General features: G+C 74.3%; 21 protein-coding genes. 11 read left to right on the top strand and 10 right to left on the bottom strand.

The window, feature by feature from the left end:
* Positions 1–5: 5 nt before the first annotated feature.
* Both ACLGIH_RS31440 and ACLGIH_RS31435 read left to right on the top strand, forming a co-directional pair.
* Positions 6–1034 carry a Gfo/Idh/MocA family protein gene (locus ACLGIH_RS31440; protein WP_416528671.1) on the top strand — a complete coding sequence of 343 codons (1029 nt, stop codon included), beginning with the start codon at positions 6–8 and terminating at the stop codon, positions 1032–1034.
* Positions 1035–1306: 272 nt separating this feature from the next.
* On the top strand, positions 1307–2656 hold the full coding sequence (locus ACLGIH_RS31435; RefSeq protein ID WP_416528670.1) for a SpoIIE family protein phosphatase: 1350 nt from the start codon (positions 1307–1309) through the stop codon (positions 2654–2656).
* Between the two features lie 75 nt (positions 2657–2731).
* Here the strand turns inward: ACLGIH_RS31435 and ACLGIH_RS31430 are convergent, their stop codons facing one another.
* Positions 2732–4231, bottom strand: a complete 1500-nt coding sequence (locus tag ACLGIH_RS31430; protein ID WP_416528669.1) for a DNA-binding protein NsdB — start codon at positions 4229–4231, stop codon at positions 2732–2734.
* Between the two features lie 321 nt (positions 4232–4552).
* Here ACLGIH_RS31430 and ACLGIH_RS31425 point away from each other — a divergent pair, with 321 nt between their 5' ends.
* Both ACLGIH_RS31425 and ACLGIH_RS31420 read left to right on the top strand, forming a co-directional pair.
* A complete protein-coding gene (locus ACLGIH_RS31425) occupies positions 4553–5692 on the top strand; it encodes an aminoglycoside phosphotransferase family protein (protein ID WP_416528668.1) in 1140 nt (379 codons plus the stop codon).
* Positions 5693–6004: 312 nt separating this feature from the next.
* Positions 6005–7978 carry an N-acetylmuramoyl-L-alanine amidase gene (locus tag ACLGIH_RS31420; protein ID WP_416528667.1) on the top strand — a complete coding sequence of 658 codons (1974 nt, stop codon included), beginning with the start codon at positions 6005–6007 and terminating at the stop codon, positions 7976–7978.
* Positions 7979–7999: 21 nt separating this feature from the next.
* Here the strand turns inward: ACLGIH_RS31420 and ACLGIH_RS31415 are convergent, their stop codons facing one another.
* From ACLGIH_RS31415 to ACLGIH_RS31405, 3 genes are all read right to left on the bottom strand, one after another.
* Complete coding sequence (locus ACLGIH_RS31415) at positions 8000–8497, bottom strand: hypothetical protein (RefSeq protein ID WP_416528666.1); 498 nt, start codon at positions 8495–8497, stop codon at positions 8000–8002.
* Positions 8498–8603: 106 nt separating this feature from the next.
* Positions 8604–9506 (bottom strand): universal stress protein, encoded by a 903-nt coding sequence (locus tag ACLGIH_RS31410; RefSeq protein ID WP_416528665.1) that lies wholly within the window; start codon positions 9504–9506, stop codon positions 8604–8606.
* 175 nt (positions 9507–9681) lie between these two features.
* Positions 9682–9924, bottom strand: coding sequence for a DUF397 domain-containing protein (locus ACLGIH_RS31405; RefSeq protein ID WP_416528664.1), 243 nt, complete (start codon positions 9922–9924; stop codon positions 9682–9684).
* A 423-nt stretch (positions 9925–10347) separates the two neighbouring features.
* Here ACLGIH_RS31405 and ACLGIH_RS31400 point away from each other — a divergent pair, with 423 nt between their 5' ends.
* Positions 10348–12063 carry an alkaline phosphatase family protein gene (locus tag ACLGIH_RS31400; protein ID WP_416528663.1) on the top strand — a complete coding sequence of 572 codons (1716 nt, stop codon included), beginning with the start codon at positions 10348–10350 and terminating at the stop codon, positions 12061–12063.
* 19 nt (positions 12064–12082) lie between these two features.
* Here the strand turns inward: ACLGIH_RS31400 and ACLGIH_RS31395 are convergent, their stop codons facing one another.
* Entirely contained in the window at positions 12083–14509 is a 2427-nt protein-coding gene (locus tag ACLGIH_RS31395) for a penicillin acylase family protein (RefSeq protein ID WP_416528662.1), read from the bottom strand.
* Between the two features lie 138 nt (positions 14510–14647).
* Here ACLGIH_RS31395 and ACLGIH_RS31390 point away from each other — a divergent pair, with 138 nt between their 5' ends.
* Positions 14648–16192, top strand: coding sequence for an acyl-CoA synthetase (locus tag ACLGIH_RS31390; protein ID WP_416528661.1), 1545 nt, complete (start codon positions 14648–14650; stop codon positions 16190–16192).
* Here ACLGIH_RS31390 and paaK read toward each other — a convergent pair.
* The gene (gene paaK, locus ACLGIH_RS31385) at positions 16189–17487 is read right to left on the bottom strand and encodes a phenylacetate--CoA ligase PaaK (RefSeq protein ID WP_416528660.1); all 1299 of its coding nucleotides are present in this window, start codon (positions 17485–17487) and stop codon (positions 16189–16191) included. The two genes, ACLGIH_RS31390 and paaK, sit on opposite strands and share 4 nt — an antisense overlap.
* A 168-nt stretch (positions 17488–17655) precedes the next feature.
* Between paaK and ACLGIH_RS31380 the strand changes: the two genes are divergently transcribed.
* Both ACLGIH_RS31380 and ACLGIH_RS31375 read left to right on the top strand, forming a co-directional pair.
* A complete protein-coding gene (locus ACLGIH_RS31380; RefSeq protein WP_416528659.1) occupies positions 17656–18510 on the top strand; it encodes an alpha/beta fold hydrolase in 855 nt (284 codons plus the stop codon).
* A gap of 198 nt (positions 18511–18708) precedes the next feature.
* Positions 18709–20484 (top strand): serine hydrolase domain-containing protein, encoded by a 1776-nt coding sequence (locus ACLGIH_RS31375; protein ID WP_416528658.1) that lies wholly within the window; start codon positions 18709–18711, stop codon positions 20482–20484.
* A gap of 28 nt (positions 20485–20512) precedes the next feature.
* Here ACLGIH_RS31375 and ACLGIH_RS31370 read toward each other — a convergent pair whose 3' ends face one another.
* The 4 genes from ACLGIH_RS31370 to ACLGIH_RS31355 form a co-directional block, all read right to left on the bottom strand.
* Positions 20513–20704 carry a DUF2795 domain-containing protein gene (locus tag ACLGIH_RS31370; protein ID WP_416528657.1) on the bottom strand — a complete coding sequence of 64 codons (192 nt, stop codon included), beginning with the start codon at positions 20702–20704 and terminating at the stop codon, positions 20513–20515.
* Positions 20705–20826: 122 nt separating this feature from the next.
* Positions 20827–22395 (bottom strand): phytoene desaturase family protein, encoded by a 1569-nt coding sequence (locus ACLGIH_RS31365; protein ID WP_416528656.1) that lies wholly within the window; start codon positions 22393–22395, stop codon positions 20827–20829.
* Positions 22392–22757, bottom strand: coding sequence for a tetratricopeptide repeat protein (locus ACLGIH_RS31360; protein ID WP_416529527.1), 366 nt, complete (start codon positions 22755–22757; stop codon positions 22392–22394). Before ACLGIH_RS31360 ends, ACLGIH_RS31365 begins: the two co-directional genes overlap by 4 nt.
* Positions 22758–22965: 208 nt before the next feature.
* Positions 22966–23340 (bottom strand): four-helix bundle copper-binding protein, encoded by a 375-nt coding sequence (locus ACLGIH_RS31355; RefSeq protein WP_416528655.1) that lies wholly within the window; start codon positions 23338–23340, stop codon positions 22966–22968.
* 135 nt (positions 23341–23475) lie between these two features.
* Between ACLGIH_RS31355 and ACLGIH_RS31350 the strand changes: the two genes are divergently transcribed.
* The 3 genes from ACLGIH_RS31350 (at position 23476) to ACLGIH_RS31340 (ending at position 24711) form a co-directional block, all read left to right on the top strand.
* Positions 23476–23880, top strand: coding sequence for a ChaB family protein (locus tag ACLGIH_RS31350; protein WP_416528654.1), 405 nt, complete (start codon positions 23476–23478; stop codon positions 23878–23880).
* A gap of 37 nt (positions 23881–23917) precedes the next feature.
* Positions 23918–24268: a DUF6479 family protein gene (locus ACLGIH_RS31345; protein WP_416528653.1), complete on the top strand. Its 351-nt coding sequence runs from the start codon at positions 23918–23920 to the stop codon at positions 24266–24268.
* Between the two features lie 89 nt (positions 24269–24357).
* On the top strand, positions 24358–24711 hold the full coding sequence (locus tag ACLGIH_RS31340; protein ID WP_416528652.1) for a DUF8129 domain-containing protein: 354 nt from the start codon (positions 24358–24360) through the stop codon (positions 24709–24711).
* The last annotated feature ends 17 nt before the right edge of the window (positions 24712–24728 follow it).

The following is a 24728-nucleotide window of genomic DNA, read 5'->3' as shown; positions in this document are numbered from 1 at the left end:
GGAGCGTGAGCGAGCTGCTGGGCGTGGCGGTCCTCGGTGCGGGCCACATGGGCGCCGACCACATACGACGTCTTGACCGCGTGGTCAGCGGAGCCAGGGTCGCCGCGGTGGCCGATCCCGACGCCGAGCGGGCCGCGGAGGCCGCGGCCGGCCTCGACGGGGTCGCCGTGCACACGGAGGCCGAGGCCGCCCTCGACGCGCCCGGCGTGGCGGCCGTCCTGATCGCCTCGCCGGGCGAGGCGCACGAGGCGGCGCTGCTCGCCGCGTTCGCCCGGGGGCTGCCGGTGCTGTGCGAGAAGCCGATGGCCCCCGACCCGGCGGGCGCGCTGCGGGTGGTGGAGGCGGAGACGCGGCTGGGACGGCGGCTGGCGCAGATCGGGTTCATGCGCCGTTACGACGCCGAGTACCGGCGGCTGAAGTCCCTCCTGGACGACGGACGGCTGGGCCGGCCGCTGATGCTGCACTGCGTCCACCGCAACGTCTCCTCCCCGCCGCACTTCACCTCCGCCATGCTCGTCACCAGCTCCGTCTCGCACGAGATCGACGCGGCCCGCTGGCTGCTCGGCCAGGAGCCGACCGCGGTGAGCGTGCTGCACCCGGCCCCGTCGGGCGGTGCGCCCGCGGGGCTGCTCGATCCGCAGTTCGTGCTGTTCGAGACGGACCGGGGCGCCCTCGTCGACGTGGAGGTCTTCGTCAACTGCGGCTTCGGCTACGAGGTGCGCTGCGAGGCCGTGTGCGAGGCGGGCAGCGCGCGGATCGGGCAGGCGCACTCGATGGCGGTCACGGCGGCGGGCGGCACCCGCGAGGAGGTGCCGCAGGACTACCTCGTCCGGTTCGCGGACGCCTACGACCGCCAGGTGCAGGCGTGGGTCGACGCGACCCGGCGGGGGCGGGTCACCGGCCCGAGCGCCTGGGACGGTTACGCGGCCTCCGCCGTCGCCGCGGCCGGCGTGCGGGCCCTGGAGAGCGGCGCCCGCACACCTGTCGACCCGGCCCCGCGTCCGGCGCTGTACGCGGAACCCGACACTCCTTAGAACACGCGGACGTCGAACACCAGGCCGGTCGTCGGGCGGCGTCGAGCGGTTCCCCAAATCCCGTACGATGCCTGCGACTTGGCAAAGGTGCGGACCGGACCGTCCCGGCACGGAAGTCGCTTCACAGAGACTGTGGCATATGCCACCGGCATCGCCGTACCGTGTGTTGCCAAACCCCTTACAGGCCGTCGCGAGCTGTGCAACAGTCGTAACGGTCCCTCCCTCAGTCCTGGTTCCGCCGCGGCCGAACCGTCTGCACACCGGAGTGCGTCATGCCGTCCCATCTCTCCGCGGACCGCCCCTCCGCCCAGCCGCCGGGCGGCGGCTCGGTCGAGGCGTTGATAACGCAGACACGGCGGCTCAAGGGTGACGTCGACGCGGTACGGCGTGGCACGCAGGACGACGGAACGAATCCGCGCGGGCGCTGGCAGCGCGCCCTGTACGATCTCGCGCTGCACCAACTCGACGACCTGGACGCCCACTTGGCACAGCTCCGGGACGGCCCGCTGCCCGCCCCGGCGGCCGCCGCCGCGTCGGCGCCGCCCCGGACCGGCTCGCTGCTCAGCCGGGTCGGCAGTGCGGAGTGGAACCTGCTGACGGACGAGGCCGACTGGTCGGGCGAGCTCTACCAGATCCTCGGCCGCGATCCCGCCGCCGGCCCGCTCACCCTGGACGAGCTGCCGTCGCTGGTGTTCGGCGAGGACCGACCCAAGCTGACGGCGATGGTCACGGACTGTCTCGTCGACGGGCGGCCCATCGACGGCGAGTTCCGGGTCGTGGGCCCCGACGGTGCCGTGCGGACGGTGCACATGATGGGCGAGCCCGTGCTCGTCGCGGACGGCAGCACCGCCTCGATGTGGGCGGTCCTGCGGGACGTCAGCGAACTGCGGCGCAGCCAGCGGGCGGTGAGCGAGACCCGTGACTCGCTCCACCCCGACCGGCCGCGCCCGCGGGACGAGCACCGAGCCGAGGTGGAGCCGCAGGAGGCCGCACCTGCCCGGTGGCCGGGCCTCCTGCGGCTTCCGTCGCACCCGCCGCCCGGCCTGGACCTCGCCGCCCGCGGACTGCCGGACGGCGGCTGGTGCGACGCACTCGCCCTGGCCGACGGCGACACCGTGCTCAGCACGGGCGTCCTGGCTGCCCCCCGCGCCGTCGAGGCCTCGGACACGGCGATGCTGCTGGGCACCCTGCGCGGCCTGGCGATGGCGGGCACCCGGCCCGGCCCCCTGCTGGCCTCGCTGGCCGGGCTGCCCGACACCACCGGCCGGCCCGCCCTGGCGAGTGCCGTGTGCTGCCGCTACCGGCCCGGCACCCGCACCCTGGTGTGGGCGTGCGCCGGCCACCCCGGCCCGCTGCTGTTCCGGGACGGCACGGGCCGCCGGCTCAAGGCGCCGGGCGGTCAGGCCGAGGAACGTCTGGAAGCGGGCGACCTGCTGCTCCTGCACCCCGCGGTGCCCCCGGACGCGGGCGCCCTCCGGGACCCGCTCCCCCTGGGCCGGCGGCTCGCCGCGGCCCGCACCGCCCAGGACGCCTTACGGGCCGTCCTGGAGGAATCCGGCGCGTCCGCCCTCGGCTCCCGCGGCGACGACGTCTGTGTCCTGATCGCCAGGGTGACCCCATAGCCACCAGCCCGCCGGAGGTTGGCACGACCCCGCCGGAAGCAGCCGCGCCCCCGCCCGAACAGCGGCCCCGTGCCGTCACGCCTGGGCGCTGCCGCCCGCCTTCCCCTTCCCTTTGCCCTTCGGCAGGGCCTGCTTGATCTCCTCCCGCAGCTCCTCGATCTTCGGGTAACCGGCGTACTCGGCGGTCAGCCGGTACATCTGCCGCAGCCGGTCCCAGGTGCGGTGAGAGGAGTTGGAGCCCATCGACATCAGGGCCAGCCGCGCGTAGCGGTCCGCCTGCTCCGGGTCGTCCGCGATGAAGCAGGCCGAGGCCATGGACAGATGGTCGAAGATCTTCGACCGCTCGCGCCCGTCGACCCGCAGCTCCAGCGCCTTCTCGGCGTAGTACTGCGCGTGCGCGGCCGCGCCCGGCTCGAACTCCGCCAGAGTGCGGTAGGCGAGCGCGGTCATGCCGTACAGATCCTCGTCCTTGAAGGTCTGCATCCAGTCCGGCGGCTCCGTGTCGTTGCGGTCGGAGACGAACAGGTCCTCCGCCCGCCCCAGGGTGCGGCGCATCGCCTGGCCCTTGCCCATCGACGCCTGCGCCCAGGCCTCGATGGTGTGGAACATCGCCTTGGTGCGGGGCATCAGGCGCTCCCCGGAGCCGGAGGTGGCGAGCTTCATCAGGTGGAGCGCGTCGTCGGGCCGGCCCAGATGCACCATCTGCCGGGCCGCCCGGGACAGGGCCTCCCCGGCGCGGGGCCGGTCGCCGCCCTCGCGTGCGGCGTGCGCGGCGATGAGGAAGTACTTCTGCGCCGTGGGTTCCAGGCCGACGTCGTGCGACATCCAGCCCGCCAGGACGGCGAGGTTGGCGGCGACGCCCCACAGGCGCCGCTGGAGATGGGGCGGGTGGTGGTAGGCGAGCATGCCGCCCACCTCGTTGAGCTGGCCCACCACCGCCTTGCGCTGGAGACCGCCGCCGCGGGCGGCGTCCCAGGCGCGGAACACCTCGACCGAGCGCTCCAGTTCCTCGATCTCCTGAGACCCGACGGGGGCGGCCTCGTAGCGGTCGAACCCGGCGGAGTCGGCGGTGTGCAGGGGACGGTGGAGGTCGGGAGCGTCGGCCGCCAGGGCCGGGTCGGTGTGCAGCCAGTCGTGCATGGCGCTGCTGAGTGCGGAGCCCGCGGCGAGCGCGGCGCCCGCGCCCACCAAGCCGCGTCGGTTGAGCATGAGGTCCATTCCCGTGAATTCGGTGAGGACCGCGGCAGTCCGCTCGGGCGCCCACGGCACTCCGTCGGGATGCTCGCTCCCGGCGCCCTGCCGTTTCCCCGCGCGCCCGTGCCGGACCAGACCGAGGTCCTCGATGGTCACGACACGGCCGAGACGCTCGGTGAACAGCGCTGCCAGCACCCGCGGCACGGGATCGCGCGGGATCTCTCCCATGTCGATCCACCGCCGCACCCGCGAGGTGTCCGTCGCCAGCTGGGGGTGGCCCATGGCCGCCGCCTGCCGGTTGACCAGCCTCGCGAGCTCTCCCTTGGACCAGCCGGCCAGGCCGAACAGGTCCGACAGACGGGTGTTGGGTTGTCCGCTCACGTCAAGCCCCCAGGTACTCGGCTGGAGTTGACAGTAGCCGCGCCGGACATGCCGGGCGACTATTCGCCAGGGTTCGCCAGGGTGCGCCAGATGGTGTGCCAGGGCTCAACGGGTGTCAGGTAGGAAAGCGCCACCCCGACCAGGTCGCCGCAGGGGCATTCCCCAGGGTGCGTCCACGGCGGCCGGTCCGGGGCGCGCGACGAGTCCGACCAGTTCGACCAGTTCGACGGGATCGACCGAGTCGATCGGGCCGATCGGGCCGATCAGGTCGACGAGTTCTCCGACAGGCACAGCAGGCACACGAAGGGATCTGTCTCGCCCATGTACGCAGCATCGTCCCCCGTGTCCGCCCCGTCCCGGCCGCTGCATGCCCGCCCGGCGGGCAGCGGCCCCTACCTCGCCCCGGCGCGCCCGGCGGCCCCGGCGCTCGGGGCGGGCCGGACACGACGCGCGGCAGGGCCCGGCACCCAACCGCTCAGCGGAAGAATCGACATGTCCGGCCCCCAGGGCGCCCAGCTGCGCACGGCGATCGCGTCGGTGCACCGGATCTGCCCGGAGTTCGCTCCGGTGCAGGTGCTGCGCCGCAGCGGCCGGTCGGTGCTGCTGGTCGGCACCACCGGACGCAGCACGGCCGTCGCCAAGTGTTTACTGGACCACTCCCCCGCGTGGGCCGAGCGGTTCCGGCACGAAATAGCGGCGTACCGCTCGTTCGTCCGGCACCGCCCGCCGGTGCGGGTGCCGAGGCTGATCGCGGCGGATCCGGACAACTGCACGCTCGTCGTGGAGCGGATGCCGGGGCGGGTGGCGGCACTCCAGCGGCACCCGGTGGAGACGCCTCCACGGCAGGACATCAGGGCCGCCCTCGGGGCGATCTGCCGGCTGAACGCCTGGCGGCCACCGGCGGGCACGTTCGACGCACCGCTGGACTACGCGGCGCGGATCTCCCGGTACCACGAGCTGGGGCTGCTCACCGACCGGGACCTGGGCGACCTGCAGAAGCTGCTGCACGGCATCGCGCACGCGGCCGGCCGTGGCGGCATGGGCCAGTTCTGTCACGGCGACGCCCTGCTGTCCAACATGCTGATGTCCCCGGCCGGTCCGGTGCTGGTGGACTGGGAGCACGCGGGCTGGTACCTGCCGGGCTACGACCTCGCGACGCTGTGGTCGGTCCTCGGTGACGCGCCTCTCGCCCGCCGCCAGATCAGCCAGATCGCCCAGTCGGCGGGCCCGGCCTCGCGGGACGCCTTCCTGGTGAACCTGATGCTGGTACTGACCCGGGAGATCCGGACCTACGAGACGGCGGTGCAGCGCTCCATGCAGGAGCCCGCGCCGACGGCGCCGGCGGCGGCCCCTCCTGGCGCCGTGCCGTCCGGGGAGGAGCAGCGGCTGCTGCTGCGGCGGCTGCACGACGACTGCCAGCTGGCCCGCCGGGCCGTGCGCGCGGCGGTCGGCACCCGCTGACACGGCGACGGAGGCCCGCGGTGCGCACGTCCGGGCGCACCGCGGGCCTCCGCGTTTCCGCGTTTCCGCGTTCCCGGAAGACCGGCACACCTAGCGCGCGGCTCGCGAGCGTCCACAGGTGTACGCCACTGACGCCGCGCAGGTCCGCGCACCGACACCCCGAAACTCGCTCGACTCCCCTGCTGACGTGGGAATTGTCCGGGAAGGCGCAAGGTCTCCCGCATGATTGACGGATCGTCGGACCGCCGGGTACCACTGACGGACGCCCGGCCCCGCACGCCCCGTCACGCCCCACGGTCACAGGAGGCCGCCTTGCGAGGACCCGTCACCGCACCCGCGCCCGCACCCGGCAGCAGACGCGCCCGCACCGCGGCCGGTGCCGTGGCCGCGGCGGCACTGCTGCTGCCGCTGCTCGGCGCGGCCCCGACCGCCGCCCGGCCGGCGGACTCGGCGCCCGCCCCGGACCGGCTCCAGCGGGCGTTCGCGGCCGCCGCGGCCGAGTACGACGTACCGCAGAGCGTGCTGCTGGGCGTCTCCTACCTCCAGTCCCGCTGGGACGCGCACGGCGGCGCGCCGAGCGTGACCGGCGGATACGGCCCGATGCACCTCACCGACGCCCGCACCGCCCTGGCCGAGGCGTCCTCCCACCACCACGGGGGCACCGAGGACCCCCGGGGCGACGACGCCCGGCCGCCGCTGCTCCCCCAGCCGTCGCCGCCGCGGGCCACCGACCTGCCGGACCGGCTGACGACACTGCCCCGGGCCGCGGAGCTGACCGGGCTGACTCCCGGGGCGCTGCGCACCGATCCGGCCGCCAACGTCGCCGGGGGTGCCGCGCTGCTCGCAGCCGCCCAGCGGGACCTGGGTGAGCCGCCGAGCGCGGACCCGGCGGACTGGTACGGGGCGGTGGCCCGCTTCTCGGGTGCCGAGGACACGGCGACGGCGGCGGCGTACGCGAACGACGTGTACGCGGTGATCCGGGACGGCGCGGCCCGCACCACGGACGCCGGGCAGCGGGTCGCGCTGGCCGCCCGCCCGGACCTCGCCCCGGACACCACGCGGCTGGGGCGGACCGGCCTGCGGGCCGCGGCTCCGGCCGGCACCGAGTGCCCGCCGACGGTGTCCTGTGAGTGGATCCCGGCGCCGTACGAGGAGTTCGGGGACGGCGACTACGGCAACCACGACCGGGCCGACCGGCCCGCGAGCCAGCGCATCCGGTACATCGTCGTGCACGACACGGAGGGCGCCTGGGAGGGCGTCCTGAACATGGTGCAGGACCCGGCCTATGTGTCCTGGCACTACTCGCTCCGCTCCACCGACGGCCACATCGCCCAGCATGTGAAGGCGAAGGACGTGGCCTGGCACGCGGGCAACTGGTACGTCAACGCGGGCTCGATCGGCCTGGAGCACGAGGGCTTCCTGGCGGAGCCGGACGCCTGGTACACGGAGGCGATGTACCGGTCCTCGGCGCGGCTGGTCAGGTACCTCGCCCAGAAGTACGACATCCCGCTGGACCGGCAGCACATCCTCGGCCACGACACCGTGCCCGGTCCGACCACCGGCACCATCCGGGGCATGCACACCGACCCGGGCCCGTACTGGGACTGGGCGCACTACTTCCGGCTGCTGGGCCGCCCCTTCACCCCGTCCGCCGGCCCGGACGCCGACGTGGTGACGATCCGGCCCGACTACGCCGCCAACCGGCCCGTCTTCACGGGCTGCGAACGGCGCGGCGAGCCGTGCGCCGGGCACGGCTCCAGCGCGGTGCGGCTGTACGCCGACCACAGCGAGGACGCACCGCTGATCAGGGACATCGGCCTGGGCAGCGCCCCGACGACCGGTGTGAACGATCTGTCGTCGCGGGTCTCCACCGGGCAGCAGTACGCGGTCGCCGACCGCTGGGGCGACTGGACGGCCATCTGGTACCTGGGCCAGAAGGCGTGGTTCCGCAACCCGCCGAAGCAGCCGGCGGCGGTGCCCGCGAAGGGGCGGGTCGTCACCCCGCGGGAGGGCCTGGACAGCGTCCCGGTGTACGGGCGGGCTTACCCGGAGTCGGCCGCCTACCCGGCGGGTGTCCCGGCGCAGCCGGTGTCCCCGCTGCCGTACCGGCTGCCGAAGGGACAGAAGTATGTCGTCGGGGAGGAGATGCCCGGCCGGTACTACTACTCGGTCACCTTCGACGAGGCCACTCACCGGGTCGTGACCGGGACGGACAGGTACTACCAGATCCAGTACGGCCACCGGGTGGCGTTCGTGCGGGCCGCCGACGTCCGCCTGCTGCCGTAGGGCCCCCGCTGCCGGACCTGGTCAGCCCTGCTGGAAAAGCTCCGCCGGGAGCGGCTTCAGCAGGGCGTACAGGTCGTCGGTGATGGGGCGGTCCCAGGCGGCGATGGTGACCAGGACCTTGTCGCTGCGGTCGAACTGCACGCAGGAGATGCGGCCCTCGGAGAGCTTCACGCGGCGCACGATCAGCAGGTTGTCGCCCTGCATCACCGGCACGTCCTCGGTGCCGACGACGGTCACGTCCTCGTCGTTCTCCAGCGCCAGCAGCAGCTGCGCCACCTCGAAGGGCGGCTCTCCCTCGGGCAGCTCACGGGCCGGGGAGCCCTCCGGCAGATTGCCGATGATCATCGCGGGGCCGCGGCCGCCGAACAGGTCGTAGCGCAGGAAGACGCCCTGGCAGCTGCCGTCGGGGGCGGGCAGCAACCCGGCACCCAGATTTCCGGGCCAGTCGCCCGGGTCCATGGCCAGTACGTCGAAGTCGGGCCCGGCGGGTGTGGCACTGCGGCGGCGGAGGAACGACATGCCGCCATGGTACGTGGCCGAACGGGTCGTGTGGCGTGCGGGCGACCCCCGTTCCGGGCCGTGCGAGCGTCCCGCGGCGGGTCCCGCGCGGGACCTGGAGGTCGCCTCATTCCGCCGGCGGCGACGGCGGCACCACCGCGACCGGGCTCACCGCGTGCAGCAGGACGGCCTGGGTGACCGAGCCCATCATGCGAGCCGGTGCCAGCAGTCGGCGGCGGTGCCGGCCGACGACGACCAGTTCGGCGTCCCGGGAGGCCGCGACCAGGTGCCCGGCGGCGTCGCCCGGTGCCACGTGCGGCTCGGCCGGGACGCCGGGGTGGCGTTCGCAGTGCGGGGCCAGGAAGCCGTCGACGAGGGCCCGGGTCTCGCTCTCGACGGCGACCTCGTCGATCACCGGCGGCACGATCTGCCCGGGCGCGGCCCAGGTCTGCACCGGTGACGGGTAGGCGGCGACCACTTGGAGGCGGGCGTCGCGGGCGGCGGCCTCGGCGAAGGCGAAGGCGAGTGCGGCCTCGTCGGGGCTGTCCGCGTGCAGGCCGACGACCACCCGGGGGCCGGGTTCGGCGGGGCTCTCGCCGGGGGCCTCACGGCCGGGGCGGGGAACGACGACGACCGGGCACTCGGCGTCCCGGGCGACGGCCAGTGAGGTGGAACCGAGCAGCAGGCTGGCGAAGCCGCCGCGGCCCCGGGAGCCGAGCACCAGCAGCTGGGCCTCGGCGCCCATCTCCGGCAGCACGGCCGCGGCGACGCCGTCCATGCCGACGTACTCCGTGACGGGTGCGTCGGTCCGCTTCTCGACCTGGGTGCGGGCCTGCTGGAGCACCGGATCGTCCGCGGCCGGCGGCGGGACGGCGGCCGGTACCTCGGGCCCGCCCCAGGCGGCGTACTGGCGCAGGTGCACCACCCGCAGCGGGGCGGCGTGCCTGCGGGCGGCGTCCTGGGCCCAGTCCAGGGCGCGCAGGCTGTCGTCCGACCCGTCGACCGCCGCGATGACCGGCAGGGTGCTCATGGGTTCCTCACCTCCGGGGCTGCGTCCTGTCCCCTCCCGGTGTCAGCCTCGCTCAGGCGCCGGCGCCGGGAGGGCGCTGAGGGTCGCGTGTCCGGAAAAACGAGGTCGACACCCCCGGTTCAGCTGAGGCGGACCCGGCCGCGACCGGCGGGGACGGACTCGGGCGGGACCGGGCTCAGGTCAGGTCGAACTCGCCCTCGCGCGCTCCCGAGACGAACGCGCCCCACTCGTCGGGGGTGAAGATCAGGGAGGGGCTCTCCGGGCGTGCGCTGTTGCGCATGGCGATGAAGCCTTCGACGAAGGCGATCTGGACATCCCCCCGGCCGCGGCTGCTGGACTGCCACTGCGCGTTGCTGAGGTCCAGCTCCGGCTTGTCCCAGCCCATGAGCGGGCGCTGGTGGGTGGTGGTCTCGGCCACGTCCGTGCTCCTCCCGGTTGCGTCGTCCGCGGCCAGCCTAGCGACCGGTCCCGGGTGCCAACAGGCCACGTGAGGTGGACCTTTCGGGAGGCCGGGGTTCGCTTCCCGGGAGCCGGCCGGAGAAGAACCGCAAGTGCCGCCACAGAGGAGGCCGAGCACCGTGCGAGCACCGTCCGCCTGGTGTTCTCCGGCCCGTCCGGGCACCCGGAGGGCAGGCCGCCGGGCAGGTCGACGGGCAGGTCACCGTCCCGTTCGGCGGCGGACGGGTGAAACACCGGCCGGTGCGGCCGGTGGGATTGATCCGCGGGTGAGGTACGGGCGTACTGGTCGCGGCGGCCGGCCGGTCCGGGTCCGTCGCAGTCCGCCGTAGTCCGTCGTGGTCCGTCGTACCGGGACCGCGTCTTCGCAGGGAAGGACCACCGGGTGCCGCACATCCCGCGCTGCCGTCAGCTGCCCGACGACGAGGCCGCCGAGGAGAGCGCCGAGCCCGGGCCGCCACCCGGCCGGTTCGCCCGGCTGCGCCGCCATCCCGCCACGGTCCGCTGCGTGTCCGCGGGGACGGGCGTGGCGGCCGGTGCGCTGGTCCTGTTCGCGCTGCTGGTGCCCGACCGGCCGGAGCGGCTCTCGGTGGCGGCGTTCTGGCGCATCCCCGCCGAGGGCGTGCTGCTGGCGGGCCTGCTGCTGGTGCTGCCGCCCCGGCCCCGGCGGTGGGCGGCGGTGGCGGCGGGCGCCCTGCTGGGGATGCTGACGGTGCTGAAGGCCGTCGACCTGGGCTTCCGGCAGGTGCTGGCCCGCCCCTTCGACCTCGTCCTGGACTGGGTCCTGCTCGGCTTCGCGGCCGAGTTCCTGCGGGCGTCGTTCGGGCGGACCGGCCAGGTGCTTGCCGTGGCGGGGGCGGTCCTGGTGGTCCTCGCCGTGCCCGTCCTCACCACGCTCGCCGTGGCCCGGCTGGCGCGCCTGGCCGCCCGGCACCGTCCCGTCGCCTCCCGCACGGCGCTGACCGCCGGCACGGCCTGGCTCCTGTGCGCCACGCTGGGCCTGCAGGCCGCCGGTGTCCCGGTCGCCGCCCGGAGCAACGCCGAGCTGGTCGGCGACCGGGTGGAGCAGGTCCGCGCCGCGCTGCGGGACGCGCGGGTCTTCGGGCGGCAGGCCGCGGCGGACGCCTTCGCCGGTACCCCGCCGGGCGGGCTGCTGGCCGGGCTGCGCGGCAAGGACGTGCTGTTCACGTTCGTGGAGAGCTACGGCCGTACGGCGATCGAGGACCCGGCGATGGCCCGGCAGATCGGCGCGGTGCTCGAGGAGGGCACGAGATCCCTGCGGGCGGCGGGGTTCGAGGCGCGCAGCGGCTGGCTGCGGTCACCCGTGGCCGGTGCGGGCAGCTGGCTGGCGCACGCCACCTTCCTGTCCGGGCTGTGGGTCGGCAACCAGCAGCGGTACCGGACGCTGACCAGCGGCGACCGCATGACCCTGACCCGCGCCTTCCGCGACACCGGGGCGTGGCGCACCGTCGGCATCGTGCCCGGGGTGCGCCGGGCCTGGCCGGAGGGCGCCTTCTTCGGGCTCGACCACGTCTACGACTCCGGGCACCTCGGCTACCGGGGGCCGTCCTTCGGCTGGACGCCCGTGCCGGACCAGTTCACGCTGGAGGCGTTCCAGCGCCTGGAGCACGGCCGGGCCGGCCGCGGGCCGGTGATGGCGGAGATCGTCCTCGCCTCCAGCCACCACCCCTGGGCCCCGCTGCCGCGCCTGATCGACTGGGACGGCCTCGGCGACGGCTCGGTCTTCCACCGGATCAAGCGGGACGGCGAGGACCCCGAGGAGGTCTGGCAGGACCCGGAGCGGGTGCGCACCGCGTACCGGCGGGCCGTCGGCTACGCACTGCGCAGCCTGATCCAGTGGCTGGAGCGGTACGGCTCCGCGGACACGGTGCTGGTCTTCCTCGGCGACCACCAGCCCGTCCCGACCGTCACCGCCGGCGACACCGGCCGGGACGTGCCGGTCACCCTGGTCGCCCGGGACCCGGACGTGCTCGACCGGATCGCCGGCTGGGACTGGACGGGGGGCCTGAAACCCGCCGGGGACGCACCTCGGTGGGGCATGGACGAGTTCCGGGACCGCTTTCTGACGGCGTACGGCTAGCGGAAGGTCAGGACGGTGGTCAGCGCCGCTCGCGCACGCGCACCACCCTCAGCTCCGGCGAGGACCGGATGTCCTTCTCGCAGAAGCGGGAGGTCACCCACTTCCCGTCGGAGAACAGCCGGGTCTGGTCGGCGAGGTGCGGCGAGCCGGGGTCGGACGACTGGGAGTACGTCAGCAGCGTCCGCGCCACCGGACACCGGCCGCCGTCCCAGCCCACAGCCTGGAGGTAGCTGGACCCGTGGAGCACCTCCGGGTAGCCGCCCCGCTCGGCGTCCCACCTGGGTTCGATCTTGTTCCAGACGCCCAGTGCCTCCGTACCGCCGCCGACCGGGATGCGTCTGCCGTCGCGGACCACGTACTGGTGCTCCCCGAGCCGCGCGTCCAGCGGGATGGCGGCCGCCCGCAGTTCGGCCACGGCGTCCGCGAGCGCGGTGGCGAGGCCCGGCTCGGCGGTGGCGAGGGTGTGCGGGGTGCGCACCGGGTCGTCGGGCGAGAACGGCACCTGCCACAGCCGCGCCGCCGGCACCGTCGCCGTCAGCTTCCGCCAGAACCGGTCGAAGAGCAGCGCTCCCCGGCTGCCGGTCCGCACCGTGCGGTCCCACCCGGCGAGTACCTCGCAGGCCTCCCGCACGTCGACGGCCCTGCCGTCGCTGCCCGTCGCCGTGCCGCCCGGCAGCGCGGCACAGGCCTTCGCCGCGTCGGCCGCGGCCAGGTCACCGGCGGGCGCGCGGTTGGCGAACTGCTGCTTCTCCAGGTCCCGTACGGTCAGCCCGCCCCGGTCCGCCATCGCGGCCACGTCCTCGACGGCGCCCCGCGTCCGCAGCGACCGCTGGGTGGCGACCGTGCCGAACACCCGCTCGTACCCGGTGAGCGGCCGGTCGGCGTTGGTCAGCCAGGCGCTGTCGTTGGAGTTCGCCGCGTACGGGGCGTCCTTCAACGTCGGCATCCGCGCCGGGCCGAAGATGCCCGGCTGCACGGCGTCGCGGTCACGGCCGAGTGCGCAGTCGGTGCGTGAGCCGTTGAGGACCGCGAGCCCGGAGGCCGGGTACGTCGCCCTGCCGAGCGGTGTGGAGCAGCGCTCGGCGAGTTCGTCGGTGATGCGGGGCAGCACCTGCGACTGGGTGAACAGGGTGTGGCCGCGGGAGTCGGCGGCGATGGTGTTCACCCACGGGATCCCCTGGGTGCGGCGCAGGGTGGCCAGCACGTCGTCGGTGCCACGGGCGCGGCTGAAGCCGAGCGCGGTGTCGGAGGCGCGCAGGTTGACGGCGTTGGGGTCGTTCAGCGCGTACGCCGTGGTGGGGGTCCACGGCAGCGTCAGCGAGGCGCCGAGCGAGGTGACCACCGGTCCGTACCGGGTCCACCACTGGGTGCGCGTCACCGGTGCGCCGCCCTTGACCGGCACGGTGACGGACCGTTCCGTCATCCGCTCGCGCCGGCCGTCCACCAGGTAGACCGTCGGGTCGTCCGGGTCCAGCGTGAGCTGGTGGAGGTTGAGGGTGACGCCCGTGGCCACGGTGTGGCTCCAGGCCACGTGCGCGTTGTGGCCTATCGAGATCGTCGACGTGCCGAGCAGCGAGGCACCCGCGACGTTCAGCCGTCCGGGGATGGTCTGCTGCGACTGCCAGAAGCGCCAGCCGCCGTGCCACGGGTAGTGCGGGTTGCCGAGCAGCAGGCCGCGGCCGTTCGCCGTGGTCCCGCCGCCGAAGGCGACGGCGTTGGACCCCATGTCCGCGTCCTCGGTGGCGAACAGCTCCCGGGCCGCCCGCGCGGCCGCCCCGGCGCCGGGCGCCCGGTCCGGTGCGGTCCCCCCGGTCGGCGGTTCGGCGCCCGTGATGCCGTCCACGGCGCGTCCCTGCCCGCCGAGCACGGAGAGCGCGAACCCGCGCGCGGCCACGTCCAGCGCGGTCACCGGCCGCACCCACTCGGCGCCCCGGCAGGCCGGGTCGGTGATCCGGTTCTGTGCCAGCCAGGCGTTGTAGCCCGCCGCGAAGCCCCGCATCAGCTCCTTCACCTCACGGCTGGGACCGCGTGGGGCGGGCTCCCGCAGCAGCTTCTCCACCGTGCCCGCCTGCCGGACCCCGCGGAAGTACAGGTCGCTGGCGAGGTTGGTGCCGGCCGAGGAGAGCGAGCCGTCGGTCACCGCCCGCGGCCCGAAGAAGCGGGACCGTTCGCCCCGCACGGTCACGAACCCGTCGGCCAGCGTGCACACCTGGTCGGCCGCCTGCGCCCAGCCGGTGCCGAAGCCGAGGTTCGCGTAGTCCTTGGCGAGGATGTGCGGAATGCCGTACTCGGTGTACCGGATGACGGCGGACAGGCCGCCGTGGGAGGGGCGTTCGTGCCGGTCCGGCCGCTCGTGCCGGTCGGCCGCGGAGGCCGGCAGCGTGGTGACGGCGGTGAGCAGGGCGACGGCCGTGACGAGGCGTCGTCTCAGGCGGCGGGTGCGCATCGGGCCTCCCAACGTCCTTGGGGGAAGGGCGGTTGAGCGTACCAGTCGGTATGTGCACGTGTCAGTGCCATGACCAACCGGCCCGGACGGGCTCGGGCTTCTTGACCCGCCCCGCCACCGGGCCGAGGATCGTCTGTCATGACGCCCGGACACGGCAGCACGGTCGACGGGGTGCTGCGGCGCAGCGCCCGGCGCACCCCGGCACGCATCGCGGTCGAGTACGGCGACCGCTCCTGGACCTACGGGGAACTCGACGCCGCCGTCTCCCGCGCGGCGAGCGTCCTGCTCGGGGAGGATCTGGCGCCCGGCGACCGGGTCGGCGCCTACGGCCACAACTCCGACGCCTACCTCATCGCCTTCCTCGGCTGCGCCCGCGCGGGCCTGGTGCACGTACCGGTCAACCAGAACCTCACCGGCGACGACCTCGCCCACATCGTCGGCCAGTCCGGCAGCAGGCTCGTCCTCGCCGACCCGGACCTGACCGGGCGGCTCCCCGGCGGCGTACGCACCCTGCCGCTGCGGGACGCCGACGGCTCGCTGCTCGCACGGCTGGACTCGGCGGACGCCTACGACGGCCCGGAACCCGGCGGCGAGGACCTGGTGCAGCTGCTGTACACCTCCGGCACCACCGCTGCGCCCAAGGGCGCGATGATGACCCACCGTGCGCTGGTGCACGAGTACCTGAGCGCCATCACGGCCCTGGACCTGAGCGCCGGGGACCGGCCCGTGCACGCCCTGCCGCTGTACCACTCGGCGCAGCTGCACGTGTTCCTGCTGCCCTACCTGGCGGTCGGCGCGACCAACACCGTCCTCGACGCGCCCGACGGCGACCGGCTCTTCGAGCTGATCGAGACCGGCCGCGCGGACAGTCTCTTCGCGCCGCCCACCGTGTGGATCGGCCTGGCGAACCGCCCTGACTTCGCCTCGCGGGACCTCGGCGGCCTGCGCAAGGCGTACTACGGGGCGTCGATCATGCCGGTGCCCGTCCTGGAGCGGCTGCGGGAACGTCTGCCGCGACTCGCCTTCTACAACTGCTTCGGACAGAGCGAGATCGGCCCCCTGGCCACCGTCCTCGGGCCCGAGGAGCACGAGGGCCGGATGGACTCCTGCGGTCGGCCCGTGCTGTTCGTCGAGGCCCGCGTGGTCGACGAGGACGGCAAGGAAGTACCCGACGGTACCCCGGGCGAGGTCGTCTACCGCTCCCCGCAGCTGTGCGAGGGCTACTGGGAGAAGCCCGAGGAGACCGAAGAAGCCTTCCGCGGGGGCTGGTTCCACTCCGGTGATCTCGCCGTGCGCGACGCGGACGGCTACTTCACGATCGTCGACCGGGTGAAGGACGTCATCAACTCCGGCGGTGTCCTCGTCGCCTCGCGCCAGGTCGAGGACGCCCTCTACACCCACGAGGCGGTCGCCGAGGCCGCCGTGATCGGCCTGCCCGACGAGCGGTGGATCGAGGCCGTCACGGCGGTCGTCGTCCCGCGCGGCGAGGTCACCGAGGCGGACCTGATCGCGCACGCCCGCGAAAGGCTCACCGCCTTCAAGGCGCCCAAGCGGGTGCTGTTCGTGGACGAACTGCCCCGCAACGCCGGCGGAAAGATCCTCAAGCGGGAGCTGCGGGACCGGTTCTCGGACAGCGCGGCCCGGGCCGGGTCCGCGAGGTCCCGCCTGCCCCGCGACGCCTAGCGAGGGCGCTCGTCGGCGATCCGCCGGATCTTGCCCACCGACCGCTCCAGCGACTCCGGGTCGACGATCTCCACGCCCGCCGACACGCCGATCCCGTCCTTGATCTGCCGCGCGATGGCCCGCGCCGCCGCCTCACGCGCCTCGGGCCCGGCGTCCGGCCGGGCCTCCGCCCGCACGGTGAGGGCGTCGAGCCGTCCCTCGCGGGTCAGGCGCAGCTGGAAGTGGGGCGCGACGCCGGGGGTGCGCAGCACGATCTCCTCGACCTGGGTGGGGAAGAGGTTCACCCCGCGCACGATCACCAGGTCGTCGCTGCGCCCGGTGACCTTCTCCATCCGCCGGAACACCCGTGCCGTGCCCGGCAGCAGCCGGGTCAGGTCGCGCGTGCGGTACCGGATCACCGGCATCGCCTCCTTGGTCAGGGAGGTGAAGACCAGCTCGCCCTCGCTGCCGTCCGGCAGCACCTCGCCGGTGACCGGGTCGACGATTTCCGGGAGGAAATGGTCCTCCCAGACGTGCAGTCCGTCCTTGGTCTCCACGCACTCCTGCGCCACGCCCGGGCCGATCACCTCGGACAGCCCGTAGATGTCGACCGCGTCGATCGCGAACCGCTCCTCGATCTCCCGCCGCATCTCCTCCGTCCACGGCTCCGCGCCGAAGACGCCGACCCGCAGCGAGGTGCCCCGCGGATCGACTCCTTGCCGCTCGAACTCGTCCAGCAGCGTGAGCATGTAGGACGGGGTGACCATGATGACGCCGGGTTCGAGGTCCTGGATCAGCTGCACCTGACGGGCGGTCATGCCGCCGGAGGCCGGGACGACCGTGCAGCCCAGTCGCTCCGCCCCGTAATGCGCGCCCAGCCCGCCCGTGAACAGCCCGTAGCCGTACGCCACATGCACCGTGTCCCCGGGCCGGGCGCCCGCCGCCCGCAGCGACCGGGCCACCATGTCCGCCCACAGCGACAGGTCGCCGTCGGTGTAGCCGACGACCGTGGGCCGCCCGGTGGTGCCGCTGGAGGCGTGGATGCGGCGGACCCGGTCCCGAGGCACGGCGAACATCCCGTACGGGTAGTTCTCCCTCAGGTCGGCCTTGGTGGTGAACGGGAAGCGGGCCAGGTCGGCGAGCGAACGGCAGTCCTCCGGGCGGACGCCGGCCTTGTCGAAGGACTCACGGTAGAAGGGCACGTTCTCGTACGCGTGCCGCAGTGACGTGCGCAGCCGCTCCAGTTGCAGCGCCCGCAGCGCCTCCGCGTCGAGCCGTTCCCCCGGGTCCAGCAGGTCCGTCGTCGCATCCGCCATCGGGACTTCTCCCTCGTCGACCGTCTCGCTCCAGTCGACCGATCATTCGGTCGTGCGTGCTGGAGATCAGTAAGGCAGGCCGGGTCCGCGCAGGCAAGGGGCCCGTCCGCACTTTTCCGGGAGGCGAACGCGTTGCCGCCGTGCGCGCCGGCGGTGAAGATCGACGCCATGCCGGCCTTCACCTCTTACGACGGGACCGAACTCGCCTACCACCTCCGGGGCGAGGGTGATCCGCTCGTCGTGCTCCCCGGCGGTCCGCTGCGCGCCTCGGCCTACCTCGGCGACCTCGGCGGCCTGAGCGCCCGTCGCCGCCTGGTCCTGCTGGACCTGCGCGGCACCGGCGGCTCCGCCGCGCCGGCGGACCCGGCGACGTACCGCTGCGACCGGCTCGTGGCCGACGTGGAGGCGCTCCGCGTCCACCTCGGCCTGGAGCGGATGGACGTGCTCGCCCACTCGGCGGGCGGCAGCCTCGCCATGCTCTACGCCGCCCGGTACCCGGCCCGGGTGGCCCGGCTCGCGCTCGTCACGGTCACGCCCTGGGCGCTGGGGATGCCTGCGACGGCCGAGGACCGGCGGGCGGCGGCCCTGCTGCGCAGGGACGAGCCGTGGTACGCCGGGGCGCTCGGCCCGTTCGAGGCCTGGCTGGCCGGCACCGGCGACTACGCCCCGGCGTTCGCCCCCTTCTTCCACGGACGCTGGGACGAGGCGGCCCGCGCGCACGAGAGCCGCGGGGACGCGGAGACCAACGACGAGGCTGCCGAGGTGTTCGGGGCCGAGGGCGCCTACGACCCGCCCGCGACCCGCGCCGCGCTGGCCCGGTTCCCCGGACCGGTGCTCGTCCTCGCCGGCGAGCTGGACGGTGGGCCGCGCCCGGACCTCGCCCGCCGGGGCGCAGAGGTGTTCCCGCGCGCCGAGTACGCGGTGCAGCCCGGCGCCGCGCACTATCCGTGGATGGACGATCCGGAGTGGTTCGTACGCCGCGTCGTCAGCTTTCTGGACCGGACGTCGACCGGCTCGCGGTAGCTGACGCATTCGAGGCATCACAGCACTTCCGGGCGGCAAGGCCTGCCCCCACCACTACCCCTGACACTCAGTCAGCTCACTCAGTCGCTCGACCGGCCCCGCACGCCCCATTGACACGCCCCGCCACTGACAGGAAAGTTTCACCCCGCAAGGCGGTCCCCGAAAGATACTTTCAGATCGGACCCGGGAGGCTCCTCGATGGCGGACGAGACGGCGAGCGGACTGACCCGTCGGCAACTGGGCGCCCGCGCCCTGGCCCTGGGCGGCGCACTGGCGATCACCCCGCTCGCGGCCGGACCCGCCGCGGCGGTCGCGGACCGGGGCCGCCGGCCCACCCTGCGGTACGGCTCTGCCGCCCGCGCCGGGCTGCTCGGCACGCATCTGCGGCAACTCGTCGCGGACGCCGAGACGTTCCTCGGGCCCTCCCCCGAGCATCCCTGGTACGCGGGCGCCGTGCTGCTCGCCGGGCGCGGCGGCACCGTGGCGCTGCACGAGCCCATCGGCATGGCGGTGCGCTACCGGGCGTACGACGAGGAGACCGACACCGGCGTCGAGTTCCCGGCCGACGAGCAGATTCCGACGGCCCGGGACACGGTGTTCGACCTGGCGTCCGTGTCCAAGCTGTTCACCTCGATCCTCGCCGTGCAGCAGATGGAGCGGGGCAGGCTGGAGCTGGAGGCGACGGTCGCCTCGTACCTGCCGGAGTTCGGACGGGCCGGGAAGCAGGACGTAACGGTCCGTCAGCTGCTCACCCACACCTCGGGGTTCCGCGCCTGGATCCCGCTGTACAAGGCGCCGACGTACGAGGAGAAGGTCGCCCTGGTCTTCAACGAGCAGCCGGTCGACGCGCCCGGAACGGCCTACCGCTACTCGGACCTGAACCTGATCTCGCTCCAGCTGGTGCTGGAGCAGGTCACCGGCCGCTCCCTGGACGCCCTTCTGCACGACGGCGTCACCCGCCCGCTCGGCATGCACCGCACCCGCTACAACCCGCCCGCCTCCTGGCGGCCCCGGATCGCGGCCACGGAGGACGCCCGGGCACCCTGGTCCGGCCTCGACCGGGGACTGGTCTGGGGGGAGGTCCACGACGAGAACGCCTTCAGCCTCGGCGGCGTCGCGGGCCACGCCGGCGTCTTCTCCTGCGCCTGGGACCTCGCGATCCTCGGCCGCACGCTGCTCAACGGCGGATCCTACGGCCGGGCCCGCATCCTGCGGCCGGAATCGGTGGAGCTGATGTTCACCGACTTCAACACCGGCTTCCCCGGCGACGAGCACGGCCTCGGCTTCGAGCTGAACCAGCACTGGTACATGGGGGCCATGGCCACACCGCGCACCGCCGGGCACACCGGCTTCACCGGCACCTCGCTGGTGCTCGACCCCACGACGGACTCGTTCCTGGTGGTGCTGGGCAACTCCGTCCACCCGGTGCGCGGCTGGCGTTCCGGCTCGGCGCCCAGGGTGGCGGCGGCGGACAACCTGGCGCGGGCCGTGCCGGTCCGCCCGGAGCGGGGACGCACCGCGTGGTTCTCGGGCATGGCGTCCGCCGCCACCGCGACGCTCACGCTGCCCGCGCTGGACACGTCCGCCGACGGTGCCCGGCTGCGCTGCGCACTGTGGTGGGACACCGAGCCCCGCTCGGACGTCCTCGTCCTGGAGGCCACGGCCGACGGCGGAGCCTCCTGGCGGCCGGTGCCGTTCACGACCACCCGCCGGGGCGCCGAGCCGCGGGAGCACCCGGACGGCGTGGCCACCGGCTGGTCGGGCCGCGCCTGGCACCGGCTCGCGGCCGATCTCCCGGCCGCCCGGGGGCTCGCCCTGCGGTGGCGGTACACGACCGACCGGCGGTACGCGGGCCGCGGGGTGTACCTGGACGGGTTGCGCGCGGAGTCGGCCGACGGCGTCCTGTTCGACGAGGCGCGTCCGGCGGACGCGGCACGGATCGAGCCGGTGGGCTGGACGCGGTCGGCCGACTGACCGGTGCCCGGTCGCTCCGACCGGTGTCCTACTCGTTGAAGACGGCCTTCTGCACCTCGTTCGGGCCGTCGAAGTTGTCCTGCTTCAGCCCGTCGAGGCGGCTGACGACCTTGTCGTCGGCGTGGTTCTTGCGGGCGCGTTCCACGAGGGACTTCTTGTCCGCCGGGTAGTCCGCGCCGCTCAGGGCCTTCTGCAGGTCGATGGGGCTGAGGTCCGCCATGGCAGTCTCCTGATCACGTGGGGGGATACATGCTCCGCGCGTGCGGCATGCACGGGAGTTCCGTTCCGTACGAAATCTCCGTTATGTCGCGGTACCCGTCCCGCTGGAACGCATGCGCCCCGTCAGGCGTCCGTCTGCTCCAGCACCGCCATGGCGGCGTTGTGCCCCGGCACCCCGCTCACCCCTCCCCCGCGCACCGCGCCCGCCCCGCACAGCAGCACGTTCGTGTGCGCCGTCTCCACGCCCCAGCGGCCGGTGCCGCCCTGGGCGTGGGGCCAGGACAGCTCGCGGTGGAAGATGTTGCCGCCGGGCAGCCGCAGGTCCCGCTCCAGGTCCAGCGGCGTCCTGGCCTCGATGCAGGGCCGCCCGTCCGCGTCGGTGGCCAGGCAGTCGGCGAGGGGCTCGGCGAGGTGGGCGTCCAGCTGGGCCAGGGTCGCCTTCAGCAGGTCGGCACGGACGGCGTCGTTGTCCCGGGCGAACAGCCGGGCGGGCGTGTGCAGGCCGAAGAGGGTCAGGGTGTGATGGCCGCGCTCGGCCGGCTCCGGGCCCAGGATCGTGGGGTCGGTGAGCGAGTGGCAGTAGATCTCCGAGGGCGGGGCGGCCGGCGGCTCACCGGCCGCCGCCCGGGCGTACGCCTCGGCGAGCTGGGTGTACCCCTCGGCGATGTGGAAGGTCCCGGCGAAGGCCTCGTGCGGGCCGACGGAGGGGTCGCGCACCGCGGGCAGCCGCTTGAGCAGCATGTTCACCTTGAGCTGGGCGCCCTCGGCGGGCGCGGGTGGCGGGGCGCCGGTCAGCGCGGCCAGCTCGTGCGGGGAGGCGTTCACCAGGATGTGGCGGGCGGCGGCCACGCCCTCGCCGTCGGCCGTGCGGTAGGCGACCTCGGCCGTCCGCCCGTCCGTGTCGATCCGTACCGCCTCGTGGCCGGTGGCGAGCACGGCGCCCGCCGCCCGTGCCGCTCCGGCCAGCGCGTCCGTGAGGGCGCCCATGCCGCCCACGGGGACGTCCCAGGCGCCGGTGCCGCCGCCGATGACGTGGTAGAGGAAGCATCGGTTCTGCTTCAGCGAGCGATCGTGGGCGTCGGCGAAGGTCCCGATCAGGGCGTCGGTGAGGACCACCCCACGCACCAGGTCGTCCGCGAAGTGCCGCTCGATCGCGACGCCGACCGGTTCCTCGAAGAAGGCCCGCCAGGCGTCCTCGTCGTCGACCCGGCGGCGCAGCTCCTCCCGGGTGGGCAGCGGCTCGGTGAGGGTCGGGAAGACCCGCTCGGCGAGTCGGCCGGTCATGCCGTAGAACCGCTGCCAGGCCGCGTACTCCCGGTCGGAGCCGGTGAGCCGGGCGAACGACTCGCGCGTCCGCCGCTCCCCGCCGCCGACCAGCAGGCCGGTGGGCCGTCCGTCCCGCTCGGCGGGCGTGTACGAGGAGACGTTGCGCGCCCGGACCCGGAAATCCAGCCGCAGGTCCCGCACGATCTTCCGGGGCAGCAGGCTGACCAGGTACGAGTACCGGGACAGCCGGGCGTCGACCCCGGCGAAAGGCCGGGTGGACACGGCCGCGCCGCCGGTGTGGTCCAGCCGCTCCAGCACCAGCACGGAGCGCCCGGCGCGGGCCAGGTAGGCGGCGGCCACCAGGCCGTTGTGCCCGCCGCCGACGATCACGGCGTCGTAGGTTCGGGATCCCGGGTGTGCGGTCATGGCTCTTGGTAGCACGCGGTGATCCACTGTGCCAGGGGGCTCCGGACCCCGACGGCACGGGCGACACGGCCCTGCGGCCAACAGTCCGCGGTCGGTGGTCGGCAGTCGGCGGCCGGCGGTCGGTGCGGGTGCGGGGTCCGTCGCCGCACCACCGCCACCCGGCGGTACAGCTCCACGGCCTCGGTGCTCCGGCGGAGCTGCTCCAGGCAGTGCGCCTCGTCGTCGCGGGCGGTGAGGGTGTCCGGGTGGTCGGGCCCGAGCACCCGGGCACGGGCGGCGGCCACCTCGCGGGTCATCCGGTGGGAGGCCCCGAACCGGCCCGGCCGCCCCAGGTTGACGGCCAGGTTGTGGCGGCAGCGCAGGGTGTCGGGGTGGTCGGGGTCGAGCAGGTGGCGGGCCAGGGTCCAGGTTCGTACGGTGCCGGACGTGCGCCCGGGCCGAACCGTTCCCTGACGAGCAGGCCCGGTCAGCGGGGACGGCGTGCTTCAGCGAGGGAGAAGGGCGGGGGCACTCCGTGCACCGGCGGCCCGCCCCGGTGCACCCCGGCCGGGGGCGCCGCCGTGGCGGCCGTCAGCGCAGTGTGGTGAGGAAGTCGTCGCAGGCCCGGGCGCAGGCCCGGCAGGCGGCGGCGCTGTCCTCCGCGCCCGGCTGCCGGTCGAAGACCTGGGCGCTCTCCAGACACACCTGCCGGCACCACTCCACCTGAACCCGGATGGCGGCCTCGTCCACCTGGTTCTGCTCGGACAGCACACGGCAGGTCGCGTCGCACACCTCCGCGCACATGATGCCCTTGCGTCGTACGGTTTCCTGATTCTCGGTGCCGTCCGGGTCCACGAGGCTCGCGCGCAGCGCGCAGGCCCGAGCGCACTCCGTGCACGCCTGTGCGCATGCGAAGCGGTCCTCCAGGAACCGGAACAGCTCCTGCTGTGAAGTCGTCGTGGTCACACCGCGCGGGTTGCCGCTGCGGCCGGCGCCAAACCCGCCGATCCCGGTGTTCCCAAGGGCTCCGGCCCGTTTCCGGTTCCTCGCACCAGGGCACCCGTGACGCTCCGCAACCGACGGACGAGGGAGGTGGACGACATGCCGGGACGACAGGAACTGCCGTCGACCCTGGAGCGCTCCCCCCGGGACGCCCAGCGCACCTGGATCAAGGCGCACGACTCCGCCGTGGACGAATACGGCGAGGGCGAGCGCGCCCACCGGGTGGCGTACGGAGCGCTCAAGCACAAGTACGAGAAGGTCGGCGACCATTGGGAGCGCAAGGAGGGCGGCCGCAAGGGCCCCTCTGACCCGCAGTCGGGCCGGCCCCGCGGGCGCGGCGGACGCAGCGGCGAGGGCGTCGACGAGAAGGCGTCCAAGCAGCACCTGTACGACGTCGCCAAGCGGCTCGGCGTCGAGGGCCGGTCGAAGATGTCCAAGGACGAGCTGCTGGGCGCGATCCGCAAGGCCAACCGTTCGCAGACGCGATCGGCCCGGTCCGGCTGAACGGGTTGGCGCCCCGCGCCCGGGGTACTCGCGCGACATGACTAGCGCATGGACGAACCTGGCCGCGACCTCCGGCGCCGTGGGCGTCGGGCTGATCGTGGCGGGCGTCGTGGTGGTGGCGCTGCTGATCGGCGCCTTCGCGATGGGCATCCGGGTCAAGCGCCGGGAGCCACCGCCGCCCGACCCCGCCGAGCAGCCGAGCCCGCCCGACGGGGGACCCGTACGTGAGAGCCAGGAGGCCCGCGAGCCCGAGGAGATGCCGCGGAGCGACGAACGGCTGCTGCCGCACGAGCTGCGCCACCAGGGCAGCCGGACCGCCCCCGAGCAGGAACGGCGCCGCTGGGACGAGGGTTCCAGCGGCTCGTTCGGCAGCGGTGGGCCGGGCTGACCCCCGGCCGGGCCGCGCCCCGGGAGGGTCCCGCCCGCTCCGGAGCCGCCCGCAGGACCAGGCCGCCGTACAGAGGGAAGTGAGAAACCATGGCCGACCCCGCCCGCAGCGCCCTGCCGCTGCCCGACTACGACCATCTGCCGATCGGCGGACTGGAGAGCCGCATCCGGTCGCTGGGCGTCGAGGACGTGGAGGAACTGCTGGCCTACGAGCGGTCGCACGCCGACCGGGTGCCGGTGACCGAACTGCTGTCGTCCCGCCTGGAGCAGCTGCGGGCCGGTGCCGAGCCGTCGTCCGGCGACCCCGGCGCCCTGCGCCCGGAGCAGCAGAGCCAGGGCCGGACGGGCTCCCCCGTGTCGCCCGCGACCTCGCCGGAGCCGCACAGCCCGCCGCCGCACGGCACGCCCGACCAGTTCGGCAAGCCGAAGGGTGACCGTACGTAGCATCACGTAGTTTCCCG

Source organism: Streptomyces hamibioticus (assembly GCF_047946815.1).
GTDB lineage: Bacteria > Actinomycetota > Actinomycetes > Streptomycetales > Streptomycetaceae > Streptomyces.
Note: the sequence above shows the minus strand (reverse complement) of the source record. Positions and strands in the feature narration are given on the sequence as shown.

Excerpts from the sequence above, each read along its gene's own strand:
- ACLGIH_RS31350 (WP_416528654.1), top strand. The coding sequence starts at position 23,476 with ATGCCGGGACGACAGGAACTGCCGTCGACCCTGGAGCGCTCCCCCCGG.
- ACLGIH_RS31345 (WP_416528653.1), top strand. The coding sequence starts at position 23,918 with ATGACTAGCGCATGGACGAACCTGGCCGCGACCTCCGGCGCCGTGGGC.
- ACLGIH_RS31390 (WP_416528661.1), top strand. The coding sequence starts at position 14,648 with ATGACGCCCGGACACGGCAGCACGGTCGACGGGGTGCTGCGGCGCAGC.
- paaK (WP_416528660.1), bottom strand. The coding sequence starts at position 17,487 with ATGGCGGATGCGACGACGGACCTGCTGGACCCGGGGGAACGGCTCGAC.
- ACLGIH_RS31425 (WP_416528668.1), top strand. The coding sequence starts at position 4,553 with ATGTACGCAGCATCGTCCCCCGTGTCCGCCCCGTCCCGGCCGCTGCAT.
- ACLGIH_RS31380 (WP_416528659.1), top strand. The coding sequence starts at position 17,656 with ATGCCGGCCTTCACCTCTTACGACGGGACCGAACTCGCCTACCACCTC.
- ACLGIH_RS31415 (WP_416528666.1), bottom strand. The coding sequence starts at position 8,497 with ATGTCGTTCCTCCGCCGCCGCAGTGCCACACCCGCCGGGCCCGACTTC.
- ACLGIH_RS31365 (WP_416528656.1), bottom strand. The coding sequence starts at position 22,395 with ATGACCGCACACCCGGGATCCCGAACCTACGACGCCGTGATCGTCGGC.
- ACLGIH_RS31375 (WP_416528658.1), top strand. The coding sequence starts at position 18,709 with ATGGCGGACGAGACGGCGAGCGGACTGACCCGTCGGCAACTGGGCGCC.
- ACLGIH_RS31410 (WP_416528665.1), bottom strand. The coding sequence starts at position 9,506 with ATGAGCACCCTGCCGGTCATCGCGGCGGTCGACGGGTCGGACGACAGC.
- ACLGIH_RS31435 (WP_416528670.1), top strand. The coding sequence starts at position 1,307 with ATGCCGTCCCATCTCTCCGCGGACCGCCCCTCCGCCCAGCCGCCGGGC.
- ACLGIH_RS31340 (WP_416528652.1), top strand. The coding sequence starts at position 24,358 with ATGGCCGACCCCGCCCGCAGCGCCCTGCCGCTGCCCGACTACGACCAT.
- ACLGIH_RS31370 (WP_416528657.1), bottom strand. The coding sequence starts at position 20,704 with ATGGCGGACCTCAGCCCCATCGACCTGCAGAAGGCCCTGAGCGGCGCG.
- ACLGIH_RS31395 (WP_416528662.1), bottom strand. The coding sequence starts at position 14,509 with ATGCGCACCCGCCGCCTGAGACGACGCCTCGTCACGGCCGTCGCCCTG.